24 protein-coding genes are annotated in these 26,264 nt (G+C 65.1%); 6 read left to right on the top strand and 18 right to left on the bottom strand.

The features are described from left to right. The first annotated feature begins 77 nt into the window (after positions 1–77). Positions 78–1,664 carry a methyltransferase domain-containing protein gene (locus tag HNP46_RS36090; RefSeq protein ID WP_184594411.1) on the top strand — a complete coding sequence of 529 codons (1,587 nt, stop codon included), beginning with the start codon at positions 78–80 and terminating at the stop codon, positions 1,662–1,664. A 255-nt stretch (positions 1,665–1,919) separates the two neighbouring features. On the opposite strand, the gene HNP46_RS25070 is transcribed toward HNP46_RS36090, so the two are convergent. The 13 genes from HNP46_RS25070 to flgB form a co-directional block, all read right to left on the bottom strand. Continuing rightward, positions 1,920–2,399 (bottom strand): REP-associated tyrosine transposase, encoded by a 480-nt coding sequence (locus HNP46_RS25070; protein WP_260403259.1) that lies wholly within the window; start codon positions 2,397–2,399, stop codon positions 1,920–1,922. 121 nt (positions 2,400–2,520) lie between these two features. Further along, positions 2,521–3,171, bottom strand: coding sequence for a hypothetical protein (locus HNP46_RS25065; protein WP_184594409.1), 651 nt, complete (start codon positions 3,169–3,171; stop codon positions 2,521–2,523). Between the two features lie 50 nt (positions 3,172–3,221). Further along, positions 3,222–4,817 (bottom strand): flagellar hook-associated protein 3, encoded by a 1,596-nt coding sequence (locus HNP46_RS25060; protein WP_221455108.1) that lies wholly within the window; start codon positions 4,815–4,817, stop codon positions 3,222–3,224. Positions 4,818–4,827: 10 nt separating this feature from the next. Beyond that, positions 4,828–6,828 carry a flagellar hook-associated protein FlgK gene (flgK, locus tag HNP46_RS25055; protein ID WP_184594407.1) on the bottom strand — a complete coding sequence of 667 codons (2,001 nt, stop codon included), beginning with the start codon at positions 6,826–6,828 and terminating at the stop codon, positions 4,828–4,830. Between the two features lie 35 nt (positions 6,829–6,863). Next, on the bottom strand, positions 6,864–8,111 hold the full coding sequence (gene flgJ / locus HNP46_RS25050) for a flagellar assembly peptidoglycan hydrolase FlgJ (RefSeq protein WP_184594405.1): 1,248 nt from the start codon (positions 8,109–8,111) through the stop codon (positions 6,864–6,866). Positions 8,112–8,121: 10 nt separating this feature from the next. Next, on the bottom strand, positions 8,122–9,267 hold the full coding sequence (locus tag HNP46_RS25045) for a flagellar basal body P-ring protein FlgI (protein WP_409372461.1): 1,146 nt from the start codon (positions 9,265–9,267) through the stop codon (positions 8,122–8,124). A 10-nt stretch (positions 9,268–9,277) separates the two neighbouring features. Next, positions 9,278–9,970: a flagellar basal body L-ring protein FlgH gene (gene flgH / locus HNP46_RS25040; protein WP_184594403.1), complete on the bottom strand. Its 693-nt coding sequence runs from the start codon at positions 9,968–9,970 to the stop codon at positions 9,278–9,280. Between the two features lie 41 nt (positions 9,971–10,011). After that, complete coding sequence (gene flgG / locus HNP46_RS25035) at positions 10,012–10,797, bottom strand: flagellar basal-body rod protein FlgG (protein WP_184594401.1); 786 nt, start codon at positions 10,795–10,797, stop codon at positions 10,012–10,014. A 55-nt stretch (positions 10,798–10,852) separates the two neighbouring features. Next, on the bottom strand, positions 10,853–11,596 hold the full coding sequence (flgF, locus tag HNP46_RS25030) for a flagellar basal-body rod protein FlgF (protein WP_184594399.1): 744 nt from the start codon (positions 11,594–11,596) through the stop codon (positions 10,853–10,855). 242 nt (positions 11,597–11,838) lie between these two features. Further along, on the bottom strand, positions 11,839–13,146 hold the full coding sequence (gene flgE / locus HNP46_RS25025) for a flagellar hook protein FlgE (protein ID WP_184594397.1): 1,308 nt from the start codon (positions 13,144–13,146) through the stop codon (positions 11,839–11,841). A gap of 27 nt (positions 13,147–13,173) precedes the next feature. Continuing rightward, entirely contained in the window at positions 13,174–13,875 is a 702-nt protein-coding gene (flgD, locus tag HNP46_RS25020) for a flagellar hook assembly protein FlgD (protein WP_184594395.1), read from the bottom strand. A 16-nt stretch (positions 13,876–13,891) separates the two neighbouring features. Continuing rightward, entirely contained in the window at positions 13,892–14,335 is a 444-nt protein-coding gene (flgC, locus tag HNP46_RS25015) for a flagellar basal body rod protein FlgC (RefSeq protein ID WP_184594393.1), read from the bottom strand. Positions 14,336–14,340: 5 nt separating this feature from the next. Then, on the bottom strand, positions 14,341–14,748 hold the full coding sequence (gene flgB / locus HNP46_RS25010) for a flagellar basal body rod protein FlgB (RefSeq protein ID WP_184594390.1): 408 nt from the start codon (positions 14,746–14,748) through the stop codon (positions 14,341–14,343). On the opposite strand from flgB, the gene HNP46_RS25005 reads away from it, so the two are divergent. Continuing rightward, on the top strand, positions 14,747–14,971 hold the full coding sequence (locus HNP46_RS25005; protein WP_184594389.1) for a hypothetical protein: 225 nt from the start codon (positions 14,747–14,749) through the stop codon (positions 14,969–14,971). The genes flgB and HNP46_RS25005 overlap by 2 nt on opposite strands. Before the next feature lie 975 nt (positions 14,972–15,946). Here the strand turns inward: HNP46_RS25005 and cheR are convergent. Beyond that, positions 15,947–16,768: a protein-glutamate O-methyltransferase CheR gene (gene cheR / locus HNP46_RS25000; protein WP_184594387.1), complete on the bottom strand. Its 822-nt coding sequence runs from the start codon at positions 16,766–16,768 to the stop codon at positions 15,947–15,949. Positions 16,769–16,899: 131 nt separating this feature from the next. Continuing rightward, on the bottom strand, positions 16,900–17,838 hold the full coding sequence (locus HNP46_RS24995; protein ID WP_184594384.1) for a chemotaxis protein CheV: 939 nt from the start codon (positions 17,836–17,838) through the stop codon (positions 16,900–16,902). A gap of 68 nt (positions 17,839–17,906) precedes the next feature. Between HNP46_RS24995 and flgA the strand changes: the two genes are divergently transcribed. From flgA to HNP46_RS24975, 4 genes are all read left to right on the top strand, one after another. Then, positions 17,907–18,665 carry a flagellar basal body P-ring formation chaperone FlgA gene (gene flgA / locus HNP46_RS24990; RefSeq protein ID WP_184594382.1) on the top strand — a complete coding sequence of 253 codons (759 nt, stop codon included), beginning with the start codon at positions 17,907–17,909 and terminating at the stop codon, positions 18,663–18,665. 141 nt (positions 18,666–18,806) lie between these two features. Then, the gene (gene flgM, locus HNP46_RS24985; protein ID WP_184594380.1) at positions 18,807–19,121 is read left to right on the top strand and encodes a flagellar biosynthesis anti-sigma factor FlgM; all 315 of its coding nucleotides are present in this window, start codon (positions 18,807–18,809) and stop codon (positions 19,119–19,121) included. Positions 19,122–19,162: 41 nt separating this feature from the next. Then, the gene (locus tag HNP46_RS24980; protein WP_184594378.1) at positions 19,163–19,624 is read left to right on the top strand and encodes a flagella synthesis protein FlgN; all 462 of its coding nucleotides are present in this window, start codon (positions 19,163–19,165) and stop codon (positions 19,622–19,624) included. A 104-nt stretch (positions 19,625–19,728) separates the two neighbouring features. Then, positions 19,729–20,478 carry a flagellar brake protein gene (locus tag HNP46_RS24975; protein WP_184594375.1) on the top strand — a complete coding sequence of 250 codons (750 nt, stop codon included), beginning with the start codon at positions 19,729–19,731 and terminating at the stop codon, positions 20,476–20,478. 58 nt (positions 20,479–20,536) lie between these two features. Here HNP46_RS24975 and HNP46_RS24970 read toward each other — a convergent pair whose 3' ends face one another. From HNP46_RS24970 to HNP46_RS24960, 3 genes are all read right to left on the bottom strand, one after another. Then, entirely contained in the window at positions 20,537–21,877 is a 1,341-nt protein-coding gene (locus HNP46_RS24970; protein WP_184594373.1) for an MFS transporter, read from the bottom strand. A gap of 277 nt (positions 21,878–22,154) precedes the next feature. Further along, positions 22,155–23,393: a glutamine synthetase family protein gene (locus HNP46_RS24965; protein ID WP_184594570.1), complete on the bottom strand. Its 1,239-nt coding sequence runs from the start codon at positions 23,391–23,393 to the stop codon at positions 22,155–22,157. A gap of 831 nt (positions 23,394–24,224) precedes the next feature. Then, positions 24,225–25,838 carry an inorganic phosphate transporter gene (locus tag HNP46_RS24960; RefSeq protein WP_184594371.1) on the bottom strand — a complete coding sequence of 538 codons (1,614 nt, stop codon included), beginning with the start codon at positions 25,836–25,838 and terminating at the stop codon, positions 24,225–24,227. Positions 25,839–26,264: the final 426 nt, after the last annotated feature.

Raw genomic sequence — 26,264 nt, 5'->3', positions numbered from 1 at the left:
CAGACCATTCAACCGGCCCGCCCGCGCGGCGCCCGTCAACCCTGATCGCCAGCGACTCCGCTTGGAGGAGAACCCCAGTGTCCCAACCTTTTGAAGCCCGCATTGCCCAGGCTCAGCAACTGCAACAGAGCGGTCAGCGCGAAGCGGCCGTCGCCGCCTTCCGCGAGTTGCACGGCGAACGCCCCGACGACCTGCCGGTCCGCCTGAGCCTGGCTATCGCCCTGGGCGAGCTCGACCAGAACAACGACGAAGCCCTCGACCACCTGCTGCACATCCAGCAGGCCGTGCCGGACAACGCCGCAGTGAACAGCCTGCTGGGTCGCCTGCTGGTGCGCCTGCGCCGCTACGACGAGGCCCACCCCTACCTGCACCTGGCGGTGCAGCTGGACGCGGAAGACTTCGAAGTGCGCAACACCCTGGCGACCCTGGCGCTGTTCCAGGGTCACCTGGAAGAGGCCTACCACTGGCTGGCCAGCCTCTCCACCTACGAGAAGCGCGCCGACACCGCCGACCTTCTGGCGCAGCTGGAAATGCTCCAGGGCCTGCGCCAGGCCGAGGCCAGCAGCTTCTTCGGCAAGGCCCGGGTATTCGCCCGCTCCAGCCACGCCGCCAACGCCGGCGGCCCGCCCGGCGCCAAGGCGATCATGGAGAACAACCCGAGTCAGCGTGACGACCTGCTGGCGGTCACCGGCTGGCAGCGCATCGAGGCCGGCACCCTGAACCTGCAGGCGCTGTTCGACCCCAAGGACCTGGTGCAGAAGATCGCCCCGCTGTTCTTCGAATCCGGCAGCGGCATCATCTACGCCGCTCCCTATGAACACGTGCCCTATATGCGCATGGGCTACTTCTACTACCAGGGCTTCCTGCAGTACGCAGGCCGCCACGCGCCGGTGCTGATCCGCCGCGCCGCCGTGCCCACCTCGCCCGACGTGCTGGAAGTCTGGGCCGAGCACAACCTGCGCGAGCAGCTGGGCCTGGTGGATGGCAACGACGTGCTCTGCTACCTGCGCAGCCCCGACGCCGCGCCGGAAGAAAGCGCCTGGCGCGACTGCAAGCTGGACGTCCACGAGAACTTCTTCTCGCAGTCGCAGGTGTTCGGCGCCAACAAGGAACTCTACCAGGGCCACGAAGGCTGGGACCTGCCCGGCGCGCGCCCGACCCTGATGCGGATGGATCGCTACGCGCTGGAAAAATGGCTCTCGCCCACCGACCGCGTGCTGGACATCGGCTGCAACATCGGCTGCTTCGGCATCGAGGTGGCGCAGCAGGTCGGCAGCTACCTGGGCTTCGACAACAACGACTCGCTGATCCGCATCGCCGACCGCCTGGCGCAACACCACGGGGTACAGAACTGCGAGTTCCGCACCTGCACCTACGAGGACCTGCGCGCCAGCGATCCGGGCCTGTTCGACGTGATCTTCTCCTTCGCCGTGCACGTCTGGATCGGCAAGCCGATGCCCGACTACGTGGTCGACCTGAAGAACCTGCTCAAGCCCGGCGGCATCGTGGTCATCGAGAGCAACGACCTGAAGATGAACGACACCAAATTCTTCGCCAACGTTCGCCACTTCTACGAGCAGGGCTTCTTCCTGCTGTACCAGGGCCAACTGCTCGACGACGGCGTCCACCACCGTGGGTTCTGCGTGTTCAAACGTCTGGATTGATCTGCAGCGCGCGTGAAAAAGCCCGGCTGATGCCGGGCTTTTTTGTGGGCCCATCTCTGGCGGTGACACAGCAACGCAAGCATCGCGGACGCAGTCCGCTCCTACGTGAACCGGAGCACTGGATCTGATCTGCTGGGGGAGTTCTCGGGGCGTGCTAGCGCAGGCTTGGACTGCTCCTGCAGGAAAGCATCGCGGACGGAGTCCGCTCCCGCAAAAGCTGATCCAAACGTAGGAGCGGACTCCGTCCGCGATCTCTCACAACCACATCGTATTCCAGAAAGGGTAATCACCCACACGCTCTACCAGCCCCGCACGCAGAGGATTGGCAACGATGTATCGAGCGATCGGCAGGATTTCATCTTCTCGGCGCAAGGCATGGTCATGGAAGGCGGGGCCCCACAGTGGTCCCCGCTTGCCAAAGACACCATTGAAGTGACGGGCGCTGACAGCCTTCAATCGACCGACACTGGTCTCCAGCCGTTCCCCTTCCCCCAACTGCAAGAGCCAATGCGCATGGTCGGGCATGAGCACCCAGGCCAGCAGTTGATTTCGTCCCAGCGCCAAGGCCGTTTCGAAGCAACGCGAAACGCAGCATGCCTGCGCAAAATCGGCAAACGAGCGTTCCCTGTCAGAGGTGGTGGCGGTGAGCAGGTAAATCTCACCCGTGATCGAGATTCGGCTTTTTCGCAGCGCCCTGTGCCCTGGACGCTCGACGAACCCGATGGGTTTGCTCATGTGATCAGTCCTCCAATGGAGGACTGACTATCGCGGACGGAGTCCGCTCCTACGAAGCACCTGGGCGCCCGTTAAGCCGTAGGCAGATTCGCAATCAGCCAGCAGCCGAAACCCCGCCCACTCAATTGGCAATGACAAACGTCTCGCTCGCCTGCCACAGGTCACCGCTCCATTGCGGGAAGCCGGTGGCCTGGCGCCAGGCGGTGGAGCAGATCAGGCAGGTGGTGATGCCAGGGAACTCCGGCGTAATGCAGTCCACCATGCCCTTCCACCACAGCGGCTGGCGCACGGTGATGTGGGCGTTCTCGCCGTTGGGCAGCAGCGCCTGGGCCGGGTAGCAGGCGACGTTGAGGATCACCAGCTTGTCGGCGCAGGAGTAGATGTCGCGCAGCACCTTGGGTACGTCGGCGACGAAGATGTGTTCGAGCACATCGAAGGACACCACGCAGTCGACCTTGCGGCGCTCGTCGATGCCACGGGCCGGCTCGTAGCGGTAAGCCGCCTGCAGGTTGAAGTACTGCACTGCGGACTGGCCATTGTCGTCGAAGCCCGGCTGGTTCCAGTCGGAACCGCCGCAGCCGTAGTCGAGCACATTGCGGATGCCATGGCCCTGCAGGATCTCGCGGATCTGCGGGCGGAACGGGCGCAGCTCGAAGTCGCTGAAGGCCACGTCGACATGCTGTTCGTCGTGGCGCTCGTAGCCTTCGCGAGCCATCTGCCCGTACATCTCGATCAGTTGGCGGCCCTTGGCGCTGAAGTTGATATCGCCCATGTACGTCTCTTCCGAAGTGGGGGCCCGCCGTCAGGGGCGGGCCGGATGAATCAGAGTTTGTTGAACAGGCTCAGCTGGCTGATCCGCGCGAAAGCCGCCTGGGCCGCTTCGAGCATGGTCTGCTGCAGCACCAGTTGCGAGGTCGCCGCCGCCATGTCGGTGTCGCGGATAGACGACTGGGTGGTGGTATTGGTCAGGGCCAGGCTCTGGTTTTCCTGGTTGATCACATCGATGGTGTTGAGCCGCGCACCGATGGACGACTGGGTCGAGAGCACCTGGTCGCTGGCCTTGTCCAGGTTGGTGATGGCGCTGGCCACCAGGTTGCGGATGTTCAGCTGCGCCTGCGGATCGCCGGCGGTGGAGGTATCCAGCGCCTTGCGCAGGTCGCCGATGGTATTGAGGATGTTCTGCCGCTCCGGCGAGTTGGCGGTGACACCGAACTGGTCGCCGGCCGCCGGCGCTGCGCTGATGGTCATGTCGACCCCGGCCACGGTGACGGTCTGCGGGAAGGTGGCGCCCAGCGTGCCGGTGGACAGCGGCGTCGAGCCCTGGCTGGTGGGCAGCGCGTAGACCTCGAAGTCGGTGGCGCTGGTGAACTTGAGCTGCACGCCGCTGCTGGGGAACTGCGTGGTGTAGGCGGTATTGTTGCTCACCGTGGCCGAGGTGATCTGCGCCGTCGAGGTGTTGGTGGCGCTGCGCTTCACCGACAGGCTGTCCTGGGCGGCGCCGAAGCTGAAGCTGTAGCCGTTGACCAGGCTGTCCATGTTGCTCGCGTCATCGCTGGAAGGCAGCGACACGTCGAGCTGAAACTGCGAACCACGGAAGTTGATGGCGTTGCTGTCGCTGGAGGTGGCGTCGTAGGTGCCGTTGGTGGTGGCGTCACTGGTGACGTCGTTGCCGTCCTTGTCGAGGATCTGGTACTGCGTGCCGCTGAGCACCTTCAGGGTGTACGGCGCGCCATCGCGGAAGCTGGCGTTGTAGTTGCTGTCGCTGGTCACCGTGCCCTGGGACAGGAACACCCGCTGCACGCCGTCGGTGCTCGGGTTGCTGGTCACCGAGCTGACGGTGCGGCTGGCGTTGGCGGCCATCTCGAAGATGCTCCAGCCGTTGTCGTTGGTCGACAGCGTCAGGTTGTCGGAGATCTGCAGCTTGAGCGAGCTCTGGTCACCCTGGTAGCTGAAGCTGCCGTCGGCGTTCTGCACGAAGGGCTGCACGGTGCTCTTGCCGCCGGAGAACAGGTAATTGCCGCTGGCATCCTTGCTGTTCATCAGGGTCAGCAACTGCTTCTGGATCTCGCCCAGCTCATCGCTGACCGCGCCGCGGTCGTCGTCGGTCAGCGAGCCGTCGCCGGCGCGCAGCACCAGTTCGCGGGCGCGCTGCAGCGCGGTGGTGATCGAGTCGAGGAGGCTCTGTTCCTGGTTCAGGCTGTTGGTCGCGCTGGTCATGTTGCCGGCGTACTGGGTCAGCAGCGACTGCTGCTGTTCCAGCTGCAGCAGGCGCGCGGCGCCGACCGGGTCGTCGGCCGGGGTCTGGATGCGCGAGCCGCTGGAGATCTGCTCCTGCAGCTTGGCGAGGCTGGAATAGCCGCGGTTGTAGTTGTCGATGTTGGAATTGAAGATCTGCGGGGTGGAAATTCGCACAACCATTTCAGCCTCCTCAGATGTTGTTCATCAAGGTGTCGAAGAGTGTCTGCGCGGTCTTGATGACCTGCGCGGACGCCGTGTAGTACTGCTGGAACTTCACCAGGTTGGCCGCCTCTTCATCGAGGTTCACCGCCGACAGCGAGTCGCGCGTGCCCTGGGCGTTGGTCAGCACCGCCGCGGTGGCGGTGGCGTCGAGCTTGGCCTGGTTGGCGGTGGCGCCGACGGTTTCGGTCAGGCTGCTGTAGGCGCCGGTCAGGCTCATGCCGCTGCCACTGCCGGTGCCGCTGCCCACGGTCTTGGCGCTCTGCAGGTCGATCAGCTTCTGCGCATTGGTGTTGTCGGCGTCGCCGTTGCTGTTGAAGGCCACGCCGAAGCTGTCGCCCTTGCCCGGATAACCGCCGATGGTGGTCTGGAAGCTGAACGCTGGCGAGCCCGGCACGGTGATGCTGATGTCGTTGTTCTGCCCCGGCACGATGTTGCCGGTGCCCAGCGAGTTACCCGCCGAATCGTAGATGGTGTAGCCCTGGGTGCCGCCGCTGGCGGCGTCGAACACCAGCTTCACCGGCAGGCCGGCCTTGATCGCCGCGGCCATGGCGGTGCCGTTGCTGGCATCCAGCTGGCTGGTCAGGGTGGTCCCGGCGATGGTGCCGCTGCCGATGTTGCCGGTGGTGGTGCTGGCGACCACCGGCGAGGCGAAGGCCAGGCGGTTGGAGTCGGTCATGGTCACCGCGACGTCGCTGGCCGCGGTGCGGGTCGGAATCACCGTGAAGCGGTCGCCGGCCTGCACGGTGCCGACGCTCTGCTGGCTGATGCTGAAGCCGTCGAATTCCTTGGGCGGGTTGTCGGTCAGGTCGCCCGTGCCCATCAGCACGCCATCGGAGGAGCGCTTGATGGTGTAGCCGGTGGCCGAGGTGAAAGTCACCTCGTAGTCACTGGTGGTCAGCGCGCTGCTGTCGCTGATGGTGACGTTGAGGTTGCCGGTGCCGGTGTTGTGGGTGTTGGCCAGGCTGCGATTGCCGATCACGCTGGCGTCGTTGATGTCCTTGAACAGCTGTGCGCCGAAGTTGCCGTTGAGGTCCAGACCTTGGGCCAGCTGGCTGTTGAAGGTGTCGGCGAGGACGATGGCCATGCGCCCCAGTTCGTTCTGGGTGCTGTCCAGCACGTCGCTGCGGTAGCGCAGCAGGCCGCCCATCTGGCCGCCGGTGACCACCGAGGTGACGTCCATCGAGGAGTTGCCGGAGGAGCTCAGGCTGAGGCTGAACTGCGACGGATTGTTGGCGCTCGGCCCGGCGGTCAGGGTGGAGGCGTTGCTGCCCACCACCAGCGGCTGGCCGGAGCCCAGGTAGAGGTTGTAGTTGCTGCCCTGCTTGACCACGCTGACGCCGATCATGTCCGACAGCTGCACCACCGCCTGGTCGCGCTTGTCCAGCAGGTCGTTGGCGCTGGCGCCGCCGGCCTGGGCCGCGGTGATCGCCTGGTTGTACTGGGCGATGGTGCGGGCCAGGTCGGTGACCTGCCCGGCCAGGCTGTCCATCTGGGTGTTGACGTAGCTGTTCTGGGTGCCCAGCTGGGTGGAGATGGAGTTGAAGCGCTGCGCCAGGTTGTTCGCCTGGGTCAGCACCAGCTGCCGCGAGGCGGCATCGGTGGGCGACGCCGCCGCGGTCTGCAGCGAGGCGAAGAAGTTCTGCATCACCTTGGACAGGCCGGTGGTGCTGTCCGAGAGCAGCGAGTCGATCTGGTTGGTCTGCGCCAGGTAGGTCTGCGCATCGCTGTTCACCGAGGTCGCGCCGCGCACCTGGTTGGCCAGGAACTCGCTGTACATGCGCCGCACATCCTGCACCGTGGTGCCGGTGCCGACGTAGTACTGCCCCGCGAACTGCGAGGCAGACGTGCCCTGCACCGACTGCTGGCGGGTGTAGCCGGCGACGTCGACGTTGGTGATGTTGTTGCCGGTGGTGCTCAGCGCCGTCTGCGAGGCGTTGAGTCCGGACAATCCGATGGACAAGAGGCTCATGGTCGTTCCTTGGCGCTTTCCACTCTACAAAGGCGTCAAAGCGAGCGGGTCGGGCCGTCGTTCATCGCGACGGTCTGGTAGACCTGCATCTGCTTGGCGATCTGGTTGACCTTGCGCGCGTACTGCGGGTCGGTCGCGTAACCGGCTCGTTGCAACTCCTTCATGAACTGGTCGGGGCGCGCGGCGGAATCCAGCGCGCCCTGGTAGCGGTCGTTGTTCTGCAAAAAGCTGACGTAATCCTGGAAGCTCTGTTCGAAGGAGTTATAGGCACGGAACGAGGCCACTTCCTTCACCTGCTTGCCCTGCTCGAATTCGGTGGTGGTGGCGCGGGCCGAATCGCCCTTCCAGCTCGAACCGCTCTTGATGCCGAACAGGTTGTGGCTGCTGCTGCCGTCGCGCTGGGCGATCATCTTCTTGCCCCAGCCGGTTTCCAGCGCGGCCTGGGCCACCAGGTAGCGCGGGTCGACGCCGATGCGCTTGGCGGCGCGTTCGGCCATCGGCAGCATGGTGCTGATGAAGTCCTCGGCGGAGGCGAACATCGACTTGCCCGGCTTGGTGGAGATGGCCGAGGTATCGACGTCGGCGACCGGCACGCTGGTGTCGATCTGCTGGGCGTAGCCCTTGCTGGCACGCCAGTCGTTGCTCGCCAGCTGCGCCGGCTGGTTGGCGGTGGAGGCCACGGCATTGCCATTGTCGGCACCCGGCACGATGCCCGCAGCGATACGCTGGGCCAGCTTGCCCGGCAGCGCGAGGCGGCGCGAGTTCAGCGCCTGGCGGTCGTCACGACCGGCTTCGGGCTGCGGCAAGGCCTTGCCGTTGGCGGCAAACACGCTCGGGGTCTTCTGCCGGTCGGACGCCGAGGCGACGGCCGCGGCGCTCTGTGTGCCGTCGGTGGCCGCCTGGGCGCCGGTCTGGGCGAAGGGGTTGTTGCCGGTGTGGCGCACGCCCTGCATCTTCTCCATCTGCTTGACCAGCACGTCGGCCAGGCCGATGCCGTGGCCCTGGGTGGCCAGGGACACCGACAGCTGGTGGTCATACATGTCCTGGTACTGCTTGGCCGCCTCGCTGTTCATCGGGTTGTCCTTGGCGAACACCTCGTTGGCCGAGCGCATGGATTTCAGCATCTCGTTCATGAACAGCGACTCGAATTCCTGGGCGACCTTGCGGATGTTGCCCGCGCTGTCGCGAGCCGAGCCGGTCTTCATCGCCGACAGGCGATTGAGGTCGGTATAGGCGCCGGAGTTGGTCGACGAAGTTCCAGCAGAAAGCAGTTTGGCGTCCACGTCGGCGTCCTCAGATCACGATCAGTTCGGCTTGCAGAGCGCCGGCCTGTTTCAGGGCTTCGAGGATCGCCATCAGGTCGCTGGGCGCAGCGCCCACCTGGTTAACGGCGCGGACGATTTCATCCAGCGTGGTGCCCGGGCCGAACTTGAACATCGGTTTGGCTTCCTGGTTGGCGCTGACGTTGGAGCGCGGCACCACGGCGGTCTGGCCGTTGGAGAACGGGCCGGGCTGGCTGACGATGGGGTCTTCGGTGATGGTCACGGTGAGGCTGCCGTGGGTCACGGCGGCCGGCGACACGCGCACGTTCTGGCCGATCACGATGGTGCCGGTGCGCGAGTTGATGATGACCTTGGCCACCGCGTCGCCGGACTGCACTTCGAGGTTTTCCAGCACCGACATGTAGTCCACGCGCTGGCTCGGGTCCAGCGGCGCGCTGACGCGCACCGAGCCGCCGTCCACGGCCTGGGCGACACCTGGGCCGAGCAGTTCGTTGACGCGGTCGACGATGTGCTTGGCGGTGGTGAAGTCCGGGCGGTTGAGGTTCAGGGTCAGCGTGTTGCCCTGGTCGAAGCCGCTCGGCACCGCGCGTTCGACGGTGGCGCCGCCGGGAATGCGGCCGGCCGACGGCACGTTGACGGTGATCTTCGAGCCATCGCGGCCTTCGGCGTCGAAGCCGCCGACCACCAGGTTGCCCTGGGCGATGGCGTAGGTCTGGCCGTCGATCCCCTTGAGCTGGGTCATCAGCAGGCTGCCGCCGCGCAGGCTCTTGGAGTTGCCGATGGAGGACACGGTGATGTCGATGACCTGGCCGGGCTTGGCGAACGGCGGCAGGTCGGCATGGATGGACACCGCCGCGACGTTCTTCAGCTGCACGTTGCCCGAACCCGCCGGGACCTTGATGCCGAACTGCGCCAGCATGTTGTTGAAGGTCTGCAGGGTGAACGGCGTCTGGGTGGTCTGGTCGCCCGTGCCGTTGAGGCCGACGACCAGGCCGTAGCCGATCAGCTGGTTGTTGCGCACGCCCTGGATGCTGGCGATGTCCTTGAGCCGTTCAGCCTGGGCAACCGGCACCACCAGCAACGCGCAGAGCACCGCCAGAACGTAGGAGCGGACTTTGTCCGCGATCGCTTTGCGCGCATTTCCAGAGGCCATCATCGTCATCACCTCAGAACGGGAACAGCGGGCTGAGGAAGAAGCGATCGAACCAGCCCGGCTGGCTCGCGTCGGCGAACGCACCGGTGCCCGAGTAGGTGATGCGCGCATCGGCCACACGGGTGGAAGCGACGGTGTTGTCGGTGGCGATGTCGTCGGCGCGGATCAGCCCGGCGATGCGCACCAGCTCGTTGCCGGTGTTCAGGGTCATCCACTTCTCCCCGCGCACGGCGAGGATGCCGTTGGGCATGACGTCGGCCACGGTGACGGTGATCGAGCCGGTCAGGCTGTTGCTCTGCCCGGCCGCACTGTCGCCCTTGGTTTCGCGGTTGCCGGAGTAGCCGGCGGAGAGGCTCAGGTCGCCGCTGCCCACCGGGTTGTTGGTGGTCAGGCTGCTGCCGAACAGCGAGGTCAGCCCCAGCTTGTTGGTGCTGTCCTTGGACATGTCCGAACTGGCCTTCTTGCTGGCCTGGGTCTTCTCGTTGAGGGTGATGGTGATGATGTCACCCACACGGAAGGCCTTGCGGTCGCCGTAGAGGTTGTTCTCGAACCCGGCCTGGTAGATCGACCCGTTGTTCTGCGCGGCCGGCGCGGGAGTGCGCGGCAGCACCGGAGCGTAATAGGGATCGTCCGGCTTGGGCGGCGGGCTCACGCACCCTGCCAACGCGGCGATGGCCAGCAGCGGAAGGAGGTGGGAACGGTTCATCTACAGCTACCTCTCGGGGAGAGCGACTACGGGATCAGGACTTACAGGTTCTGGGTGACGAAGGAGAGCATCTGGTCCGCGGTGGAGATCACCTTGGAGTTCATCTCGTAGGCGCGCTGGGTGGTGATCATGTTCACCATCTCCTCCACCACGCTGACGTTGGAGTTCTCCAGGGTGTTCTGCAGCGTGGTGCCCAGGCCGTTGAGGCCCGGCGTGCCGACCTGGGGCGCGCCGCTGGCGGCGGTTTCCAGGAACAGGTTGTTGCCGGTGGCCTGCAGGCCGGCCGGGTTGATGAAGTCGGCGGTCTGGATGTTCCCGATGATCTGCGGCGTGGCGTTGCCGGCCACGGTGACCGAGACGGTGCCGTCGTTGCCGACGGTGAAGGTCTGGGTCTCGGGCGGCACGACGATGGCCGGCTCCAGGGCGTTGCCGTTGGAGGTGACGATCTGCCCGTCGGAGTTCAGGTGGAAGCTGCCGTCACGGGTGTAGGCGACGGTGCCGTCCGGGGTCAGCACCTGGAAGAAGCCACGACCGTTGACCGCCATGTCCAGCGGGTTGTCGGTGGTCTGCAGGCTGCCGGCGGTGAAGTTCTTCTGGGTGCCGACGATGCGCACACCGGTACCCAGCTGCAGGCCCGAGGGCAGCTGGGTGTCCTGGGTCGAGTTGGCGCCGGGCTGACGCTTGATCTGGTAGAGCAGGTCCTGGAACTCCGCGCGGTCGCGCTTGAAGCCCGTGGTGGACACGTTCGCCAGGTTGTTCGAGATGGTGGTCAGGTTCATGTCCTGGGCGGACAGACCGGTCTTGCTGACCCAAAGTGCCGGAAGCATGTGGTTCTCCTCGGGCGCCGGATTTGTGGCGCCGCGGACGGTTAATCAGGTTCTATCAGCTGAATTGCAAAACACGCGCCATCGCCTGGGAATCGTCCTCGGCGGTTTTCATCATCTTTACGTGCAGCTCGAACTGGCGGGACAGCGCCAGGATCGAGGTCATCTCGTCCACCGCATTGACGTTGCTGGCTTCCAGCACGCCGGACTGCACGCTGGCGTTGGCATCGACCTGCGGCGCAGGGGCGCCGGACTTCATGCGGATGAGGCCATCGGCGCCCTTCTCCAGCTGTTTGGGATCGGGCGTCACCAGCTTGATGCGGTCCACGGTGGCCAGGGCGTTGGGCTGGTTGCCCAGGCCGCGGACGGTGATGGTGCCGTCCTCGCCGATCTCGATCTTCTCTTCCGGCGGCACGGCGATCGGCCCGCCATTGCCCATGACCGGCATGCCGTCGCCGGTGCGCAGCTGGCCGAGGGCGTCGATTTCCAGGCTGCCGGTGCGCACGTAGGCTTCACCGCCATCGGGAGCCTGCACGGCGATCCAGGCGTCGCCCTTGGCGGCAACGTCCAGGTCACGGCCGGTTTCCTGCAGGGCGCCGGCGGTGAAGTCGGTGGCCGGGCGCTCGCTCATGGCGAAGACGCGCGCCGGAAAGCTGTCACCGAACACGGGCATGGCGCGGGCCTGTTCCAGGTCGCGACGGAAACCGGTCGTGGAGATGTTCGCCAGGTTGTTGGCGTGAGCCTGCATGGCTTTGGTGTTCTGGCTCGCGCCGCTCATGGCGACATACAGCATTCTGTCCAAGGGATTCCTCCAGTGCCGGGTCGGATTCCCGGCGGTGCTGGAGTGACTTCAGCAAGGGCTGTGCCAGAATGCTAAAAAATCAATTAAGACATTGATATTAAAGGGAATATCAAAAAAGAAAGGCTCCCGAAGGAGCCTCGATGGCCGGCTGGCGGCGACGTTCTGCCGCCAGCGGCAAGACCGATTGCCGGTTCATTGGCCCGGCGCAGGATGCCGGCGGGAAGGTCCGGCACCCCACCTCATCAACGCAGGTTGATGATGGTGTCGGAGATGGTGCTTTCGGTCTGTACGGTCTTGGCGTTCGCCTGGTAGTTGCGCTGCGCCACGATCAGGTTCACCAGCTGCGCGGTGAGGTCGACGTTGGATTCCTCCAGGGTGCCCGAGCCCACCGAGCCCAGGGTGCCGGAGGTCGGCGTGCCGATGACCGCCTCGCCCGAGGCCAGCGACTGCTTCCAGCCGGTGTTGCCCACCGGAGTCAGGCCCTGGGTGTTGGCGAAGTTGGCCAGGACCACCTGGCCGATCACCTTGGACTGGCCGTTGGTGTAGGTGGCGTACATCTGGCCGTCTTCGGCGAACGACAGGCCGGACATCTGGCCGGTGGCGTAGCCGTCCTGGGTCACCGCGGTGACGGCGAAGGCGCCGTTGGTCTGGGTGGTCTTGGTCAGGTCGATGCTGATGCCGCCCGCAGTGCCCGCCGCGCCGTTGGCGCCCCAGGTCACCGGGCTGGTGGTGGAGTCGGTGACCGCCGCCGGGGTCCAGCCGTTGAGCGTCATGGTCTTGTCGGCGTTGACGGTCATGCCGGTGGAGGTGATGCCCGTCAGCTGGCCGGCGCTGTTGAAGGTGATGTCGCTGCTCAGCGGCGTGGTGCTGGTCGGGGTCTGCGGGTTACGACCATCCACCAGGGTGTACATGCTCCAGTTGTTGGCGCTGTCCTTGACGAAGTAGTTCGTCATGGTGTGCGAGTTGCCCTGGGAGTCGTAGATGTCCACGGAGGTCGACCAGTTGTAGCTGTCCGAATCGGTGGCGTCGAACGGCGTGGTCTTGGGCGTGGTGGCGTTGGAGTTCAGGCTCAGGGTCGAGGTGATTTTCGACGTCGGGCTCGGCGGCTGGTTGGAGGTGTCGACCTTCAGATCAGTGATCACGCCGTTGACGATATTGCCGTTGGCGTTGGTGCCATAGCCCTGCAGGCGATTGCCGGAGCCGTCGACGATGAAGCCGTTGGCATCGGTATTGAAGGTGCCGTTGCGGGTGTAGACGCGGCTGCCGTTGTCGCTGGTCATGAAGAAGCCGTTGCCGCTCACCGCCAGGTCCAGGCTGCGCCCGGTGGTGCTCAGGTTGCCCTGGGTGAACTGCTGGGAAACGGCCTGGGTGACCACGCCGTTACCCACGGCGATGCGGCCGGTGCCCAGCATCGAGGAAGCGTAGAGGTCGGCGAACTCGGTGCGCGACGACTTGAAGCCGGTGGTGCCGACGTTGGCGATGTTGTTGCCGGTGACGTTCAGGTCCATCGACGCGGCGTTGAGTCCACTCAGGGCGGTGTTGAAAGACATGTGTTGCTCCTGTGCCGAAACGCGGCGTTATTTTCCGATGGTCTGAATGCTGGAAGCGGAAACCGCGCCGATGCCAGCCAGGTTCAGGGACATTTCCCCGCCGTTCTGGCCCAGCGTGACGCTGTTGACCGTGGCCGGCAGGTAGGTGGTCAGCGCGGTGCTGGTGCCGTCCAGGGTGGCGCTGGCCTTGACGGTGTAGGTGCCGGCGGCGACCAGTTCGCCGCTGTCGTCCTTGCCATCCCAGGTGAAGTCGATGTTGCCGGCCTTCTGGCTGCCCATGTCGACGGTGCGCACCAGGTCACCCGAGTCGTCGTAGATCTTCAGGGTCACGCCGTCGCCCTTGGACGGCATCACCAGCGAACCCTTGACCCCGGCGGTGGGGTCGTCGACCTGCACCTTGCTGGAGTTGACGATCACCGAGCGGCCGACCAGCGACGAGGCCTGCAGGGCCTGCGAAGACTGGAACGAGGAGTAGAAGGTGCCCAGGGTGGTGTCCAGGTTCTGCATGCTCTCCAGGCTGCTGAACTGCGCCAGCTGGGAGACGAACTCGGTGTTGTCCTGCGGGTCCAGCGGGTTCTGGTTGTTCAGCTGGGTCACCAGCAGCTGCAGGAAGGAATCCTTGCCCAGCGCACTGGTGCCGGTCTCGGCGGTCGACGACGAACTCTTGGACCCGGCGTTGAGGGACGACAGGATCGAGCTCGAAGCGCTGTTATCGGTATTGATGCTCATGGGGCGTCCTCTGCTCTTACTGACCCAGGGTCAGAACCTTCTGCATCATCTGCTTGGCGGTGTTCATCATTTCCGCGTTGCTCTGGAAGGAACGGCTGGCGGAGATCATGTCGGCCATCTCCTCCACCACATTGACGTTGGGGTAGTAGACGTAGCCGTCCTTGTCAGCGGCCGGGTGGTTCGGTTCGTAGCGCGGCACCAGCGGGCTCTGGTCCTCGACCACGCCGAGCACCTGCACGCCGGAGCCGGCCTGGTCGGTCTCGCCGAACAGCGAACCCTGGCTGCCGCCCTGGGCCTGGTCGAGCATGGTGGCGAACACCGGGTGGCGGGCGCGGTAGGTCTGATCGATGCTCGAGGAGACGCTCTCGGCGTTGGCGATGTTCGACGCGGTGGTGTTCAGACGGGTGGTCTGGGCACTCATGCCGGTGCCGGCGATGTTGAAGACACTGGAAAGCGACATGGCGATTACTCCCCGCGCAGGGCGTTCATCAGCCCTTTGAACTTGCTGTTGAGGAAGGTGAAGGAGGCCTGGAATTTCACCGAGTTCTCGGCGTAGTTGGCCTGTTCGATCTGCTCGTCGACGGTGTTCTGGTCGACCGAGGGCTGGTTCGGGATGCGGTACTTCAGCGATTCGTCACCGAAGCTGACGCCGTCCGCGGCAATGTGATGCGCGTTGGTCAGGGTGGTGCTGAAGGTGCCGTTCTTCACCTTGTCCGACTGGGCAGCCAGCACCGAGGCGAAGTCCAGGTCACGCGCCTTGTAGTTGGGCGTGTCGGCGTTGGCCAGGTTGCTGGCCAGCACCTCAGCGCGCTGGGAGCGGAAGCTCAGTGCTTGCTGGTGGATGCCGAGGGCTTTGTCGAAGCTGATGCTCATGGTCACGAACCTGTTTGCCGGTGTGGGCTTGCCAACACTTCAGCAAGGCGCGTGCCAGATTTGTATTTCCTTGTGGATCAAGGGGTTGAGGGGATCCAGGGGGCGGCAAGGGGCGGCAAACAGCGGCAAAGCGGCAACCGTTTTCCTTGCCGCTGCAGGCAAGGCGGCAAGTCTGCCGCTGCGCTTTGCCGCCTGTGGCGTCGTTGTTGCGGCGGCCTATTAAAGTTGGTCGCCGCAGGTGTTATCTGCTGGAGATGGATAACCCGATCCGGGTTCTGTCCCCTGCTCCACTGCCTCCTGTTCCACTGCTGTTTGCTCCACCGCTGTCTGCTGTCTGCTGTTTGCTGTCTGCTGTCTGCTGTTTGCTGTTTGCTGTCTGCTGTCTGCTGTCTGCCGTCCGCCGCCTGCTGTCCGCCGTCGCCATCCGCCATCCGCCGCCTGCCGGGTGGTCGGGTGGTCGGGTGGTCGGGATTACACCGTAGGAGCGGACTTTGTCCGCGATGCTTTTGCTTGTAGTTGAGTGTTTCAGCGTCGCTTCGGCACGCGCGCGAACTTCTTGTTTCGCCCCCTCGGGCGACCTCCTTTGGCAAACGACCCAAAGGAGGCAAAGGTCTTCGCCCCTGCCATCCGGCTTTTCGCTTCGCGAAAAGTACCCTCGGTTCCTCGGAGTTCCAGGGGCCCGAACTAGGCGTCCCCCTCGACGGGCCATCCCTGGCCCGACAACGCTCTCGCGACATCCATGTCGCTCAACCCCTGGAACTCCGATCACCTTCGGCCTCCTGAAAGGGGCACTTCGGCGCGTGCGGATATTTCGCTGGAAGACTTCAAAACCAGAGCCAGAGTTAGAGCCAGAACGTAGGGCGCATAACCCGGCACGGGTTATCCGCCGTTTACCCCCCGGCGGATAACGCTGGCGCGTTATGCGCCCTACGAGGTCAAGACTTTCCCGGTGGCGTAGGAGCGGACCTTGTCCGCGAAATCCCTCGCGGCGGAATTCGACCTACCCAGGTACACCGATCTGCAGCGCCCGATTGTAGGAGCGAGCTTGCTCGCGAACCGCACGCCGCCGCAGTCCCCATCCTGCGTTCACACTCCGCCGCAAACTCGGCGCAGGCGCAGACACCGACCGCGGACTTCGCCCGCGGTCAGCTCCAAATGATTTGCAAGAACCCCGCCCGAACAGACGGGGTGTCGGCCATCACTTGGCCTTGTAGATGATCCCCGGACTGCACTGGACCATCTGGTAATGATCCGGCAGCGCGTTGAGCGCCTCGGAGGCGCCGAGGAACAGGTAGCCGCCCGGCTTGAGCGTGGCATGGATGCGCAGCAGGATGTCGCGCTTCACCTCGGCGGAGAAGTAGATCAGCACGTTGCGGCAGAACACCATGTCGAACTTGCCCAGCGTCGCGTAGCTGTCCAGCAGATTAAGTGCGCGGAACTCCACGCGGCTCTTGATCGGCGGCTTCACCGTCCAGCGTCCCGGCGTCTTCTGGTCGAAGTAGCGTGCCAGGCGTTCCTGGGACAGGCCGCGGCCGATGGCCAGGCTGTCGTACTCACCCGCCTTGCAGGCGGTGAGCATGGAGCCGGAGAGGTCGGTGGCGACGATCTGCACACCGGCCTTCAGTTGGCCGAGGTTGGTGCGCTCGAACTCGTCGATCGACATCGACAGGGAATAGGGCTCCTGCCCCGAGGAGCAGGCCGCCGACCAGATGCGCAGGCGCTGGCCGGGCGATGCCTTGATCATTTCCGGCAGCACGCGGCTCTTGAGCACCTCGAAGGGATAGGTATCGCGAAACCACAGGGTCTCGTTGGTGGTCATCGCGTCGACCACCTGTTCGCGCAGCTGGCTGCGCATCTGGATCTTCTGTACCAGCTCGCCCAGGGACTTGATGCCCTGCTGCTCCATCAACTTGTTCAAGCGACTGGCGACCAGATACTGCTTGTTGGCGCCCAGCAGGATGCCGCAGGTCTTCTCCAGGAAATCCCGGAACAGCTCGAATTCAGAATTGGTGGATGTCACAGATACGCCTCTTTGCTCGTGGCCGGTTGCCGCCCGTGGGCGACAACCGCCTGACCGGTGTCGAAGAAAACCATAGCGCAAAGCCGTGGCGGTGGGCGGCACCGGCGCCGCCCTTTATTACTGGTGGATCCTCAGGCCAGCGCGCCATCCACCGCCTTGATCCGCTCGGAAACCCGCGCGGCCAGGTCGTCAGGACGGAACTTGGCGAGGAAGTCGTCAGCGCCGACCTTCTTCACCATCGCCTGGTTGAACACCCCGGACAGCGAAGTATGCAGGAGAATGTGCAGGTCCTGCATGCGCGGGTCGTGACGGATTTCCGCCGTGAGCGTGTAGCCGTCCATTTCCGGCATCTCGATGTCCGAGATCACCATCAGCAGATCGGTTCCCGGATGCCCGCCGGCCGCCGCCATCTGGTTGAGGTAGTCCAGCGCCTGGCGGCCGTCGTTGAGCGCCAGGACCTCGACGCCGACGGTTTCCAGGCAACGCACCAGCTGCTTGCGCGCCACCGAGGAGTCGTCCACCACCAGCACGCGCTTGCTCACCGCGCGGGCCTGGGTGTCGGCATCCAGTACGCCTTCGGAGATGTCCTCCGAGGTCGGCGCCACTTCGGCGAGGATCTTCTCCACGTCGATGATTTCCACCAGCTGATTGTCCACCCGCGTCACTGCCGTCAGGTAGTGGTCACGGCCGGTACCCTTGGGTGGCGGATGGATCGACTCCCAGTTCATGTTGACGATGCGCTCCACCGAGTGCACCAGGAAGCCCTGCACCTTGGTGTTGTACTCGGTGATGATCACGAAGCTGTTGGCGATGTCCCGCAGGGCATGACGCCCCGTGGCCAGCGCCAGATCGAGGATCGGGATGGTGCCGCCGCGGATGTTCGCCACCCCGCGCACCACCTGGCTGGACTTGGGCATCACGGTCAGGCGGGGGCATTGCAGCACCTCCTTCACCTTGAACACGTTGATCCCGTACAGCTGGCTGCCGTTCAAGCGGAACAGCAGCAGTTCGAGACGATTCTGGCCAACCAGCTGCGTACGCTGGTTGACCGAATCCATGACTCCGGCCATTGAGCCTCCTGTGCACGCAACGCCGCCTGTTTTCATGGAGGCGGCACGACCATTGCTTAACCCGTTGCATGAAGCAGGCAACGACATTTTTCCGACGACTCCGGCAAGCCCCCACCCTGGTGGCGGCGCTGCTCGGCCTCACCGGTGCGCTGAACCTCGGTCCCGCAAGGGCCGACGACTTCACCGCGCCTGAAATCCTTATCGGCTCCACCCAGGGCTTTCTTGAGTTCAAGGTGGAAGATTATCTGCAGACTTCGGGCATAAACGCGCGCTACGAGATAGAAGTCGCACGCATCGACCCGCGGCTGCGCCTGGCGCAGTGCGACAAGGACCTGACACAGAGCCTGGAAAGCACCGCGACGCCCGTTGGTCGGGTGACCGTCCAGGTGCGCTGCGACGGCAGTTCGCCCTGGACCGTGTATATCCCGGCGACGGTAAAGCTGTTCCGCCAGGTGGTGGTCACCACCCTGCCGCTGCAGCGCAACCATGTCATGGAGCCCGGCGACATCAGCGTCGTGGAGCGTGACATCGGCCCGCTGACCCAGGGCTTCCTGACCGATCCACAGCAGGTTGTCGGCATGAAGCTCAAGCGTTCCACCGTCAACGACCAGGTACTGGCGCCGGTATTCCTGGAGCAGGCCGCCGCCGTGCGCAAGGGCGAGCAGGTGGTGATTCGCGCCAGGACCAGCGCGATCAATGTGTTCATGCCGGGCGAGGCGCTGTCCGACGGCGTGCCCGGCGAGCAGATCCGCGTGCGCAACCTGCGCTCGCAGCGCATCGTCAAGGCGCGGGTGGTCGAGCCGGGCACGGTGGAGGTCAACCTCTAGCTCTCGGCGGGGCGGCATTTCTGGCATGATGGGCGCAGCCCTCGCCAAAATGTCTACGGGCGCACGAAAATTCGGCCTAAAGTTTCCTGCAGGACGGCCGAAAAGCTTGGCAAGCGTCCAATACCTCCAGAGGTTTCCACCATGGTCATCGACTTCAACCGGCTGAACCCGGCCTCTACGACAGCCAGCACTGGCCGTAGCGGTGCCGTCCAGAGCGGTCGCAGCGAAGCAACCACCGAGAAGTCCTCCGCCAGCGCCCCGGCCAAGAGCGGCGAATCGGTACAGCTCAGCGATACCGCGCAGCAGTTGCAGAAAGTAAGCGATCAACTGAAGGACCAACCCGTGGTCGACAACGACAAAGTGGCTCGCATCAAGGCGGCCATCGCTGACGGCAGCTACCAGGTCGACAGCCAGAAAGTCGCCAGCAAGCTGCTCGATTTCGAATCCCAGCGCTGAGTCCGCTCGCGCCGGTCAACCGCTAGAACGCCGAGCCCAAGATGTCCGATGCCCTGCTTAATCTGATCAACGGCGACATCGAAGCAGCCAGCACCCTGCTGCAACTGATCGATGACGAGTACCAGGCGCTGCAAGCGCGCGACCTGGATGCCCTGCAGAAGCTGCTCGACAGCAAGCTGCCGCTGTTGCAACAGCTGGAGCAGAACGGCCGCATCCGCACCCAGGCACTGCTGCAGGCCGGCCTTAGCGCCGATCGCTCGGGCCTCGCGCAGATCGCCCAGGCCACCGGCAACGCCCAGCTGTCGGCCCGCGCCGAAGAGCTCAGCGCCCTGCTCGCCCGCTGCCAGGACGCCAACCAGCGCAACGGCCGCATCATCCGCTCCGGCCAGACCAGCACCGAGCGCACGCTCGACATCCTGCGCGGCCAGGACACCCCGCGCCTCTACGACCGCTACGGCGGCTCGACCCAGGGCACCCGCCAGCGTCCACTCAGCCAGGCCTGACGCTCGTCGGAATGCTGGCCTGACGGCCTGTGTTTGGGCAAAATGCCAGTATCGGCCTTGCCCCGTGCCCCACTCATAACAAACACAATGGAGATCCGCGGACCGTGTCCAATCTGTTCGTCGAGGAAAACGGCCCTCAACCACCGAAGACCCTGAAGGCTCCGGTGGAGATCCATGCCAGCCTGCGCACGCTGATGGATAGCCACGATCCCCTGCTGATCACCTTCGAAGGCCGCAGCCAGCGCTTCCAGAGCTTCGTCGTCGAGGTCAACCGCGAGCGCAACATCGTCGCCCTGGACGAACTCATCCCCAATGACGGCGAACGTTTCCTGCAGGCCGGCGAGGATTTCCGCATCGAAGGCTTCCATGAAGGCGTGCGCATCGCCTGGGAATGCAAGCAGAGCGCCTTCTTCGCCGAGATCGACGGTGCCCGCTGCTACTGGCTGCCGGTACCCGAGCAGATGCTCTACCACCAGCGCCGCAACGCCTTCCGCGCCCCGGTCGGCCAGGGCCAGCCGGTGCCGGTGGAAATCTCCGGGAGCAAGCTGAAGAACCCGGTCAAGGGCAACCTGATCGACATCTCCGCCACCGGCTGCAAGATCCGCCTGGAAGGCAACGTCACCGACCGCCTGCAACCGGGCCAGGTCTACGAGCAGCTCACCGCGCGCCTGCCTTTCGGCGCGATCACCGTGGAAGTCGAACTGCGCCACGTGAGCTTCGAGGAAAAGGTCGGCTACAGCTTCGCCGGCGTGCGTTTCCATCAGATGAGCGGGCTGGTGCAACGCAACGTCGAGCGCTTCGTCTACCAGTTGCAGCGCGAAGCCCGTCGCTTCGACAAGGACGAGCTCTTCTAGGGCCTGCAGCGGGCGGCAAAGACTTGCCGCCCTGCACTGCTCTTCTTTCCTGCCGCCCTCAGGCGGGCCGGCTTTCCTCTTCGGCTTCAGGCGCCGCTGCCGGTGTCGCTGTGCTGCTGTCGTTGCCTTTCATCTGCTCTTCTACCGCCGCCTCGTCGACCCGCGGATCGAGCGCGGCGGACAACGGCGAAGATGCCAGGCTGTCCGGCATTGCCGCGTGCTTGACCGGAGCCTCGTCGACCCGGTGCACGCCGCTGACCTTCTCCGGCTGCACGCGCCAGATGAGGATCAGCGAGCAGGCGCAGACAAAGGCGTAGAGCATGTTGGCGCCGAACAGCTTCATCAGTGCGCCGGCCGCCAGCGGGCCGATACAGGCACCGACGCCGAAGGTCACCAGCAGCATCGCCGTGAGCGAAACGCGGCGCTCGCCCTCGACGTGGTCGTTGGAGAAGGCCACCGCCAGCGGATACAGGGTGAACTGCACCAGGCAGACGATGAAGCCCATCGGCAGCAGCAGCGCCAGACTCAGCGGCGGCACCGGCAGCAGCGGCAGCGCGGCCAGCGGCAAGGCCACCAGCAGCAGGAGGATGGCGGCGTTGCGGATCAGCACCGCACGGTCGATGCGGTCCGACAACCAGCCCAGCGGCCATTGCACCACCAGCCCGGCGAAGATGCAGCCACCCATGAACAGGCCGATCTCCTCGGTGCCCAGGCCCTGGTCCACCGCGTAGAGCGGCGCCAGGCCGTAGAACGAACCGACCACCAGGCCAGACACCAGCACCGTGGTCAGCGACTGCGGCACGCGCTGGATGAAAAAGCGCGGTTCCAGCGGCGCCGGACGCAGCGGCGCGGGGTGGACCTTGTGGGTGATCGCCACCGGGATCAGCGACAGGGCGAAGCACAGCGCGATCATCATCGGCAGCTCCGGGCCCAGCCCGGGATGGACCACCAGCACCAGCTGGCCGAGCACCAGGCCCAGGTAGGAAGCGACCATGTAGCCGGCGAACACCACACCGCGCTGGCGCGCCTCGGCCTGCTCATTGAGCCAGCTCTCGATGACCATGTACTGGCACATCATCCCCAGGCCGATGGCGACCCGCAGCACCAGCCAGAAGCCCAGCCAGGGCAACAGGCCGATGCCCAGCACGGCGGCGGTCACCAACCCGCCGCAGGCGACATAGGCGCGGATGTGGCCGACGCGGGCGATCAGCCGGTGGCCGATCTTGCCGCCTAGCACCAGGCCGAGGTAGTAGGCCGCCATCATGGCGCCGATCCACAGCCCGTCGACCTTTTCCGCGCCCAGGCGCAAGGCGAGGTAGGTACTGAGCAGACCGGAACCGGTCAGGAGCATGACGGCGGCGAAGTACAGAGCACGAAACGCGGTGACGATCCGAAGCATTGGACCTCCTGGTCCAGACAACCCCGGCACGATGTCCGGGCAGCGGAAAGCGGAAAGCGGGACTTGCGCTGGACACATTAGAGGCTGCCAATCGGCGCGTCGAGAGCCCTGCCGGGCGCGGAATAGCGCGTGTCGTGCGCGGCCACGGGGAGCGTTTCGACGGATGTCGACCCGATGGCGGAGGATGGCTTGAAGATCGCCAGGAGATGGCGGCCGATCAGCGCTGCGACGGCTTTTGCCGCAGCGCTGTCGGCGCCTGCAAATCAGCCCGCGCGGGTCAGGCCTGCCCGGCCAGGACGCGGCGCTCCCACGGGGTGATCTCGTCGAAGAAGCTGGTCAGCTCCATGGCCTTGGTCGCGCTGTAGCCATCGATGAACTCGTTGCCGAACACTTCGCGGGCCAGCTCGCTGCGCTGCAGGCGCTGCAGCGCGTCGTACATCGTACAGGGCAGCAGCAACTCCGGCGGCACGTCGAACTCGCCCTGGATCGGCGCGCTGGGCTCCAGCTCGCGTTCGATGCCATGCAGGCCGGCTGCCAGGCTGGCAGCGATGGCCAGGTAGGGGTTGGCGTCGGCCCCCGGCAGGCGGTTCTCCACCCGACGGGCCACCGGCGCGCTGGCCGGGATGCGCAGGCCGGCGGCGCGATTGTCGTGGGACCAGCAGGCGTTGTTCGGCGATGCGTAGGGGTGGCACAGGCGCTGGAAGGAGTTCACGTTCGGCGCGAACAGCAGGGTGAAGTCCGCCAGGCAGGCCTGCAGGCCGCCGATGAAGTGGCGGAAGGCCGGCGTGGCCTCGCCCTGGGCGTCGCTGAAGATATTGCGGCCCTCGCCATCGACGATGCTCTGGTGGATGTGCATCGAGCTACCCGGCGTGTGCGCCAGCGGCTTGGCCATGCAGACCACGATCAGCCCGTGCTTGAGCGCGACTTCCTTGAGCAGGTGCTTGAACAGGAAGGTCTGGTCGGCCAGCAGCACCGGGTCGCCATGCAGGAAGTTGATCTCGAACTGGGTAGTGCCCATCTCGTGCATGAAGGTGTCGCGCTCCAGGCCGACCGCTGCCATGCAGCGGTAGACGTCCTGGAAGAACGGCCGCAAGCCGTTGTGGGACGACACACTGAAAGCCGAGTGACCGATCTCGCGACGACCGTCGAGGCCGACCGGAGCCTGGAAGGCTTCCAGCGGATCGGGGTTGGGGGCGAAGACGAAGAACTCCAGCTCGGTCGCCACCACCGGGCTCCAGCCGCGTTCGGCGTAACGCGCCACCACCTGCTTGAGCAGGCCGCGGGTGGACAGGCCGGAAGGCTTGCCGTCGAGCTCCAGCGCGTCGCAGATGGCGAAGGCGCGGGGTTCGTCGCTCCAGGGCAGACGGTGAATCTGGGTCGGCTCGGCCACCAGGGCGAGGTCGCCGTCGTCGCTGCCGTAGAACTTCGCGGCCGGGTAGCCGCCCATGATGCACTGCAGCAGCACGCCGCGCGCCAGTTGCAGCCGGCGTCCGGTGAGGAAGCCCTCGCCGGTCATCACCTTGCCACGCGGCACCCCGTTGAGGTCGGGGGTGACGCACTCGATCTCTTCCACTCCAGCCAGACGTTCGGCGAGCGGGCTACCTAGATCGCTACTCATGACTTCTTATCCTTGTTTTTCTTGTCCCAGTCACAGGACGCCGCGCGAGTGCGCAAGCCCGTACAAAATACGCACCACGCGTTCGATATTTCAAGCGGGGCCCGGAAGGAAACGTGGAAGCCATTTGCAGGAGCGTGTTTGTACACGCGAATCGCGGGCGTGCCCCGCTCCTAAAGGCGCATCACGTCGCGGTTCTCCTGATAGATCAGCTTCCGACGCGTTGGATTTCGCGGACAAGGTCCGCTCCTACGAGACCACGCCTGCGCTCAGCTCTGGCTCTGGCTCTCAAAAGACTTCCAGTGAAACGCCCGCACACTCCGGAATGCCCCTTTCAGGAGGCCTCGTTGAAGCGGAGTTTCAGGGGTTGAGCGGCATGGATGCCGCGAGAGCGCTGTCGGGCCAGGGATGGCCCGTCAGCGCGTGCCCCTGAAACTGCGCTTCAACGAGGGAATTTTTCGCCTAAGCGAAAAACCGGATGCAGGGGCAAGGCCTTTGCCTACTTTGGGCCTTTCCAAAGTAGGTCGCCCGAGGGGGCGAAACCCAATACTCCAGCGCACGCCAAAGCGACGCTGAACCACCCAAGCAAACGCAGCAACCCTGCGACATCAGAGAAGGCGAACACGCCGGCCCTGCCAACGGATCGCGGACAGAGTCCGCTCCTACAGGGAAACTCGGTGCCAAAAGTAAACGCCGCTCCGAAGAGCAGCGCTTTCAACCATCCATCGACAATCAGAACAGATGGGTGAACAACCAATACAGCGAGGCAGAGAGCACGATAGCCGCCGGCAAGGTCAGCACCCACGCCATCAGCAGGTTGCGGATGGTGCGCATCTGCAGGCCCGAGCCGTTGGCCGCCATGGTCCCGGCCACGCCGGAGGACAACACATGGGTCGTCGACACCGGCAACCCGTACATGTCCGCCGCGCCGATGGTCATCATCGCCACCAGCTCCGCCGAGGCGCCCTGCGCATAGGTCAGGTGGGTCTTGCCGATCTTCTCGCCGACGGTCACCACGATGCGCTTCCAGCCGACCATGGTGCCCAGGCCCAGGGCGATGGCCACCGCGACCTTCACCCACAGCGGGATGAAACGCGTGGCCTCGTCGATCTTGCCCTTGAAGGCGGCCAGCTTGCCGGTGGTGTCCGCGTCGAAGTTGCCGACCTTGTCCTTGTCCATCAGGCGGATCGCCTCGCTGGTCAGGTACATGTCGTTACGCACGTTGCCCATGGCCTCGGCCGGCACGCGGGCCAGGCTGCCATAGCCTTTTACTTCCGCGCCGATGGAGCCAGTCAGCGCGGCCAGGGACGGGATCAGTTCCGGCTTGGCTTCCTTGGTCCGCACGTATTCCGACAGCACGGCGCGCGGGTCGGCCGGGGCCGGCTGCGGTGCGGCACGGACCAGCGCCTGCTGGGTGACTTCGGCGACGGCGACGAACTGCACGGTCTGGTCCGCCGGCATGGTGCGGTTGAGCGCATAAGCCATCGGCAGCGTACCGACCAGGATCAGCATGATCAGGCCCATGCCCTTCTGCCCGTCGTTGGAGCCGTGGGCGAAGGACACGCCGGTGCAGGTCAGGATCAGCAGGCCGCGAATCCACCAGGGCGGCGGTGTCTTGCCCTTGGGCGCCTTGTACAGCGAGCGGTTCTTCACCAGCAGGCGCAGCGCCAGCAGCAGGATCGCGGCGCAGACGAAACCGATCAGCGGCGAGAGCAGCAGCGAGTAGCCGACCTTGGTCGCCTGGGCCCAGTCCACACCGCTGGTACCGTCGCGGCCGTGCATCAGCGCGTTGGCCACGCCGACGCCGATGATCGAGCCGATCAGGGTGTGCGAGGACGACGCCGGCAGGCCCAGCCACCAGGTGCCGAGGTTCCACAGGATGGCGGCGATCAGCAGGGCGAAGACCATGGCGAAGCCGGACGAGGAACCGACCTGCAGGATCAGCTCCACCGGCAGCAGCGCGATGATGCCGAAGGCCACCGCGCCGCTGGAGAGCAGCACGCCGAGGAAGTTGAAGCAGCCCGACCAGACCACGGCGAAGTGCGGCGGCAGCGAGTGGGTATAGATGACGGTGGCCACCGCGTTGGCGGTGTCGTGGAAGCCGTTGACGAACTCGAAACCCAGGGCGATGAACAGCGCCACCCCCAGCAGCAGGAAGGGCGTCCAGGTGGTGATCGTGGAGGTGACGTCATCGACGTCATTCACCAGGCTCCAGGCCGAGAACAGCAGGCCGACGGCGAGCACGGCAAAGAAGATGAAGGCGGTAATGCGGCCGGGCTTGTGTTCCAGATGGGGCCGTTCTTCGGCGACGGGAAGGTCGCCGGCGGCCAGGGTATCGGTGGTCATGCTGGGAGTCCGCTGGATGGGGTGTCCCGGTCATGATCGGCAGGGAATGTTACAAGTTGTGTCTCGATCGCCTGGCGCCCGCCGCACGCTCAGCGGCGGCCTGAGCGTAGGAGCGGGCTCCGTCCGCGATGTCCTCCGGCGCGAAGCAGATCCAATCGCGGATGGAGTTCGCTCCTAGCCAACGGCTCCAGCTGCAGCCGATCGCTCCCGTAGGGCGCATAACGCCCGCGGCGTTATCCGCCGTCGTGGCGGATAACCCGTTCCGGGTTATGCGCCCTACAAAACCGAGCGTAGGAGCGGACTCCGGCGCGATGAGGACCTATCGCGGACAAAGTCCGCTTGTGTCTGCCTTTCCCGATACGATCGGAGGTGAGAGCGGCGCAAGGCAAGCTGCAGGTCCGCAGTGTTCGAGCACGAGTAGGAGCC

It is taken from the genome of Pseudomonas nitroreducens, from assembly GCF_014204515.1.
Lineage (GTDB): Bacteria > Pseudomonadota > Gammaproteobacteria > Pseudomonadales > Pseudomonadaceae > Pseudomonas > Pseudomonas nitritireducens_A.
Note: the sequence above shows the minus strand (reverse complement) of the source record. Positions and strands in the feature narration are given on the sequence as shown.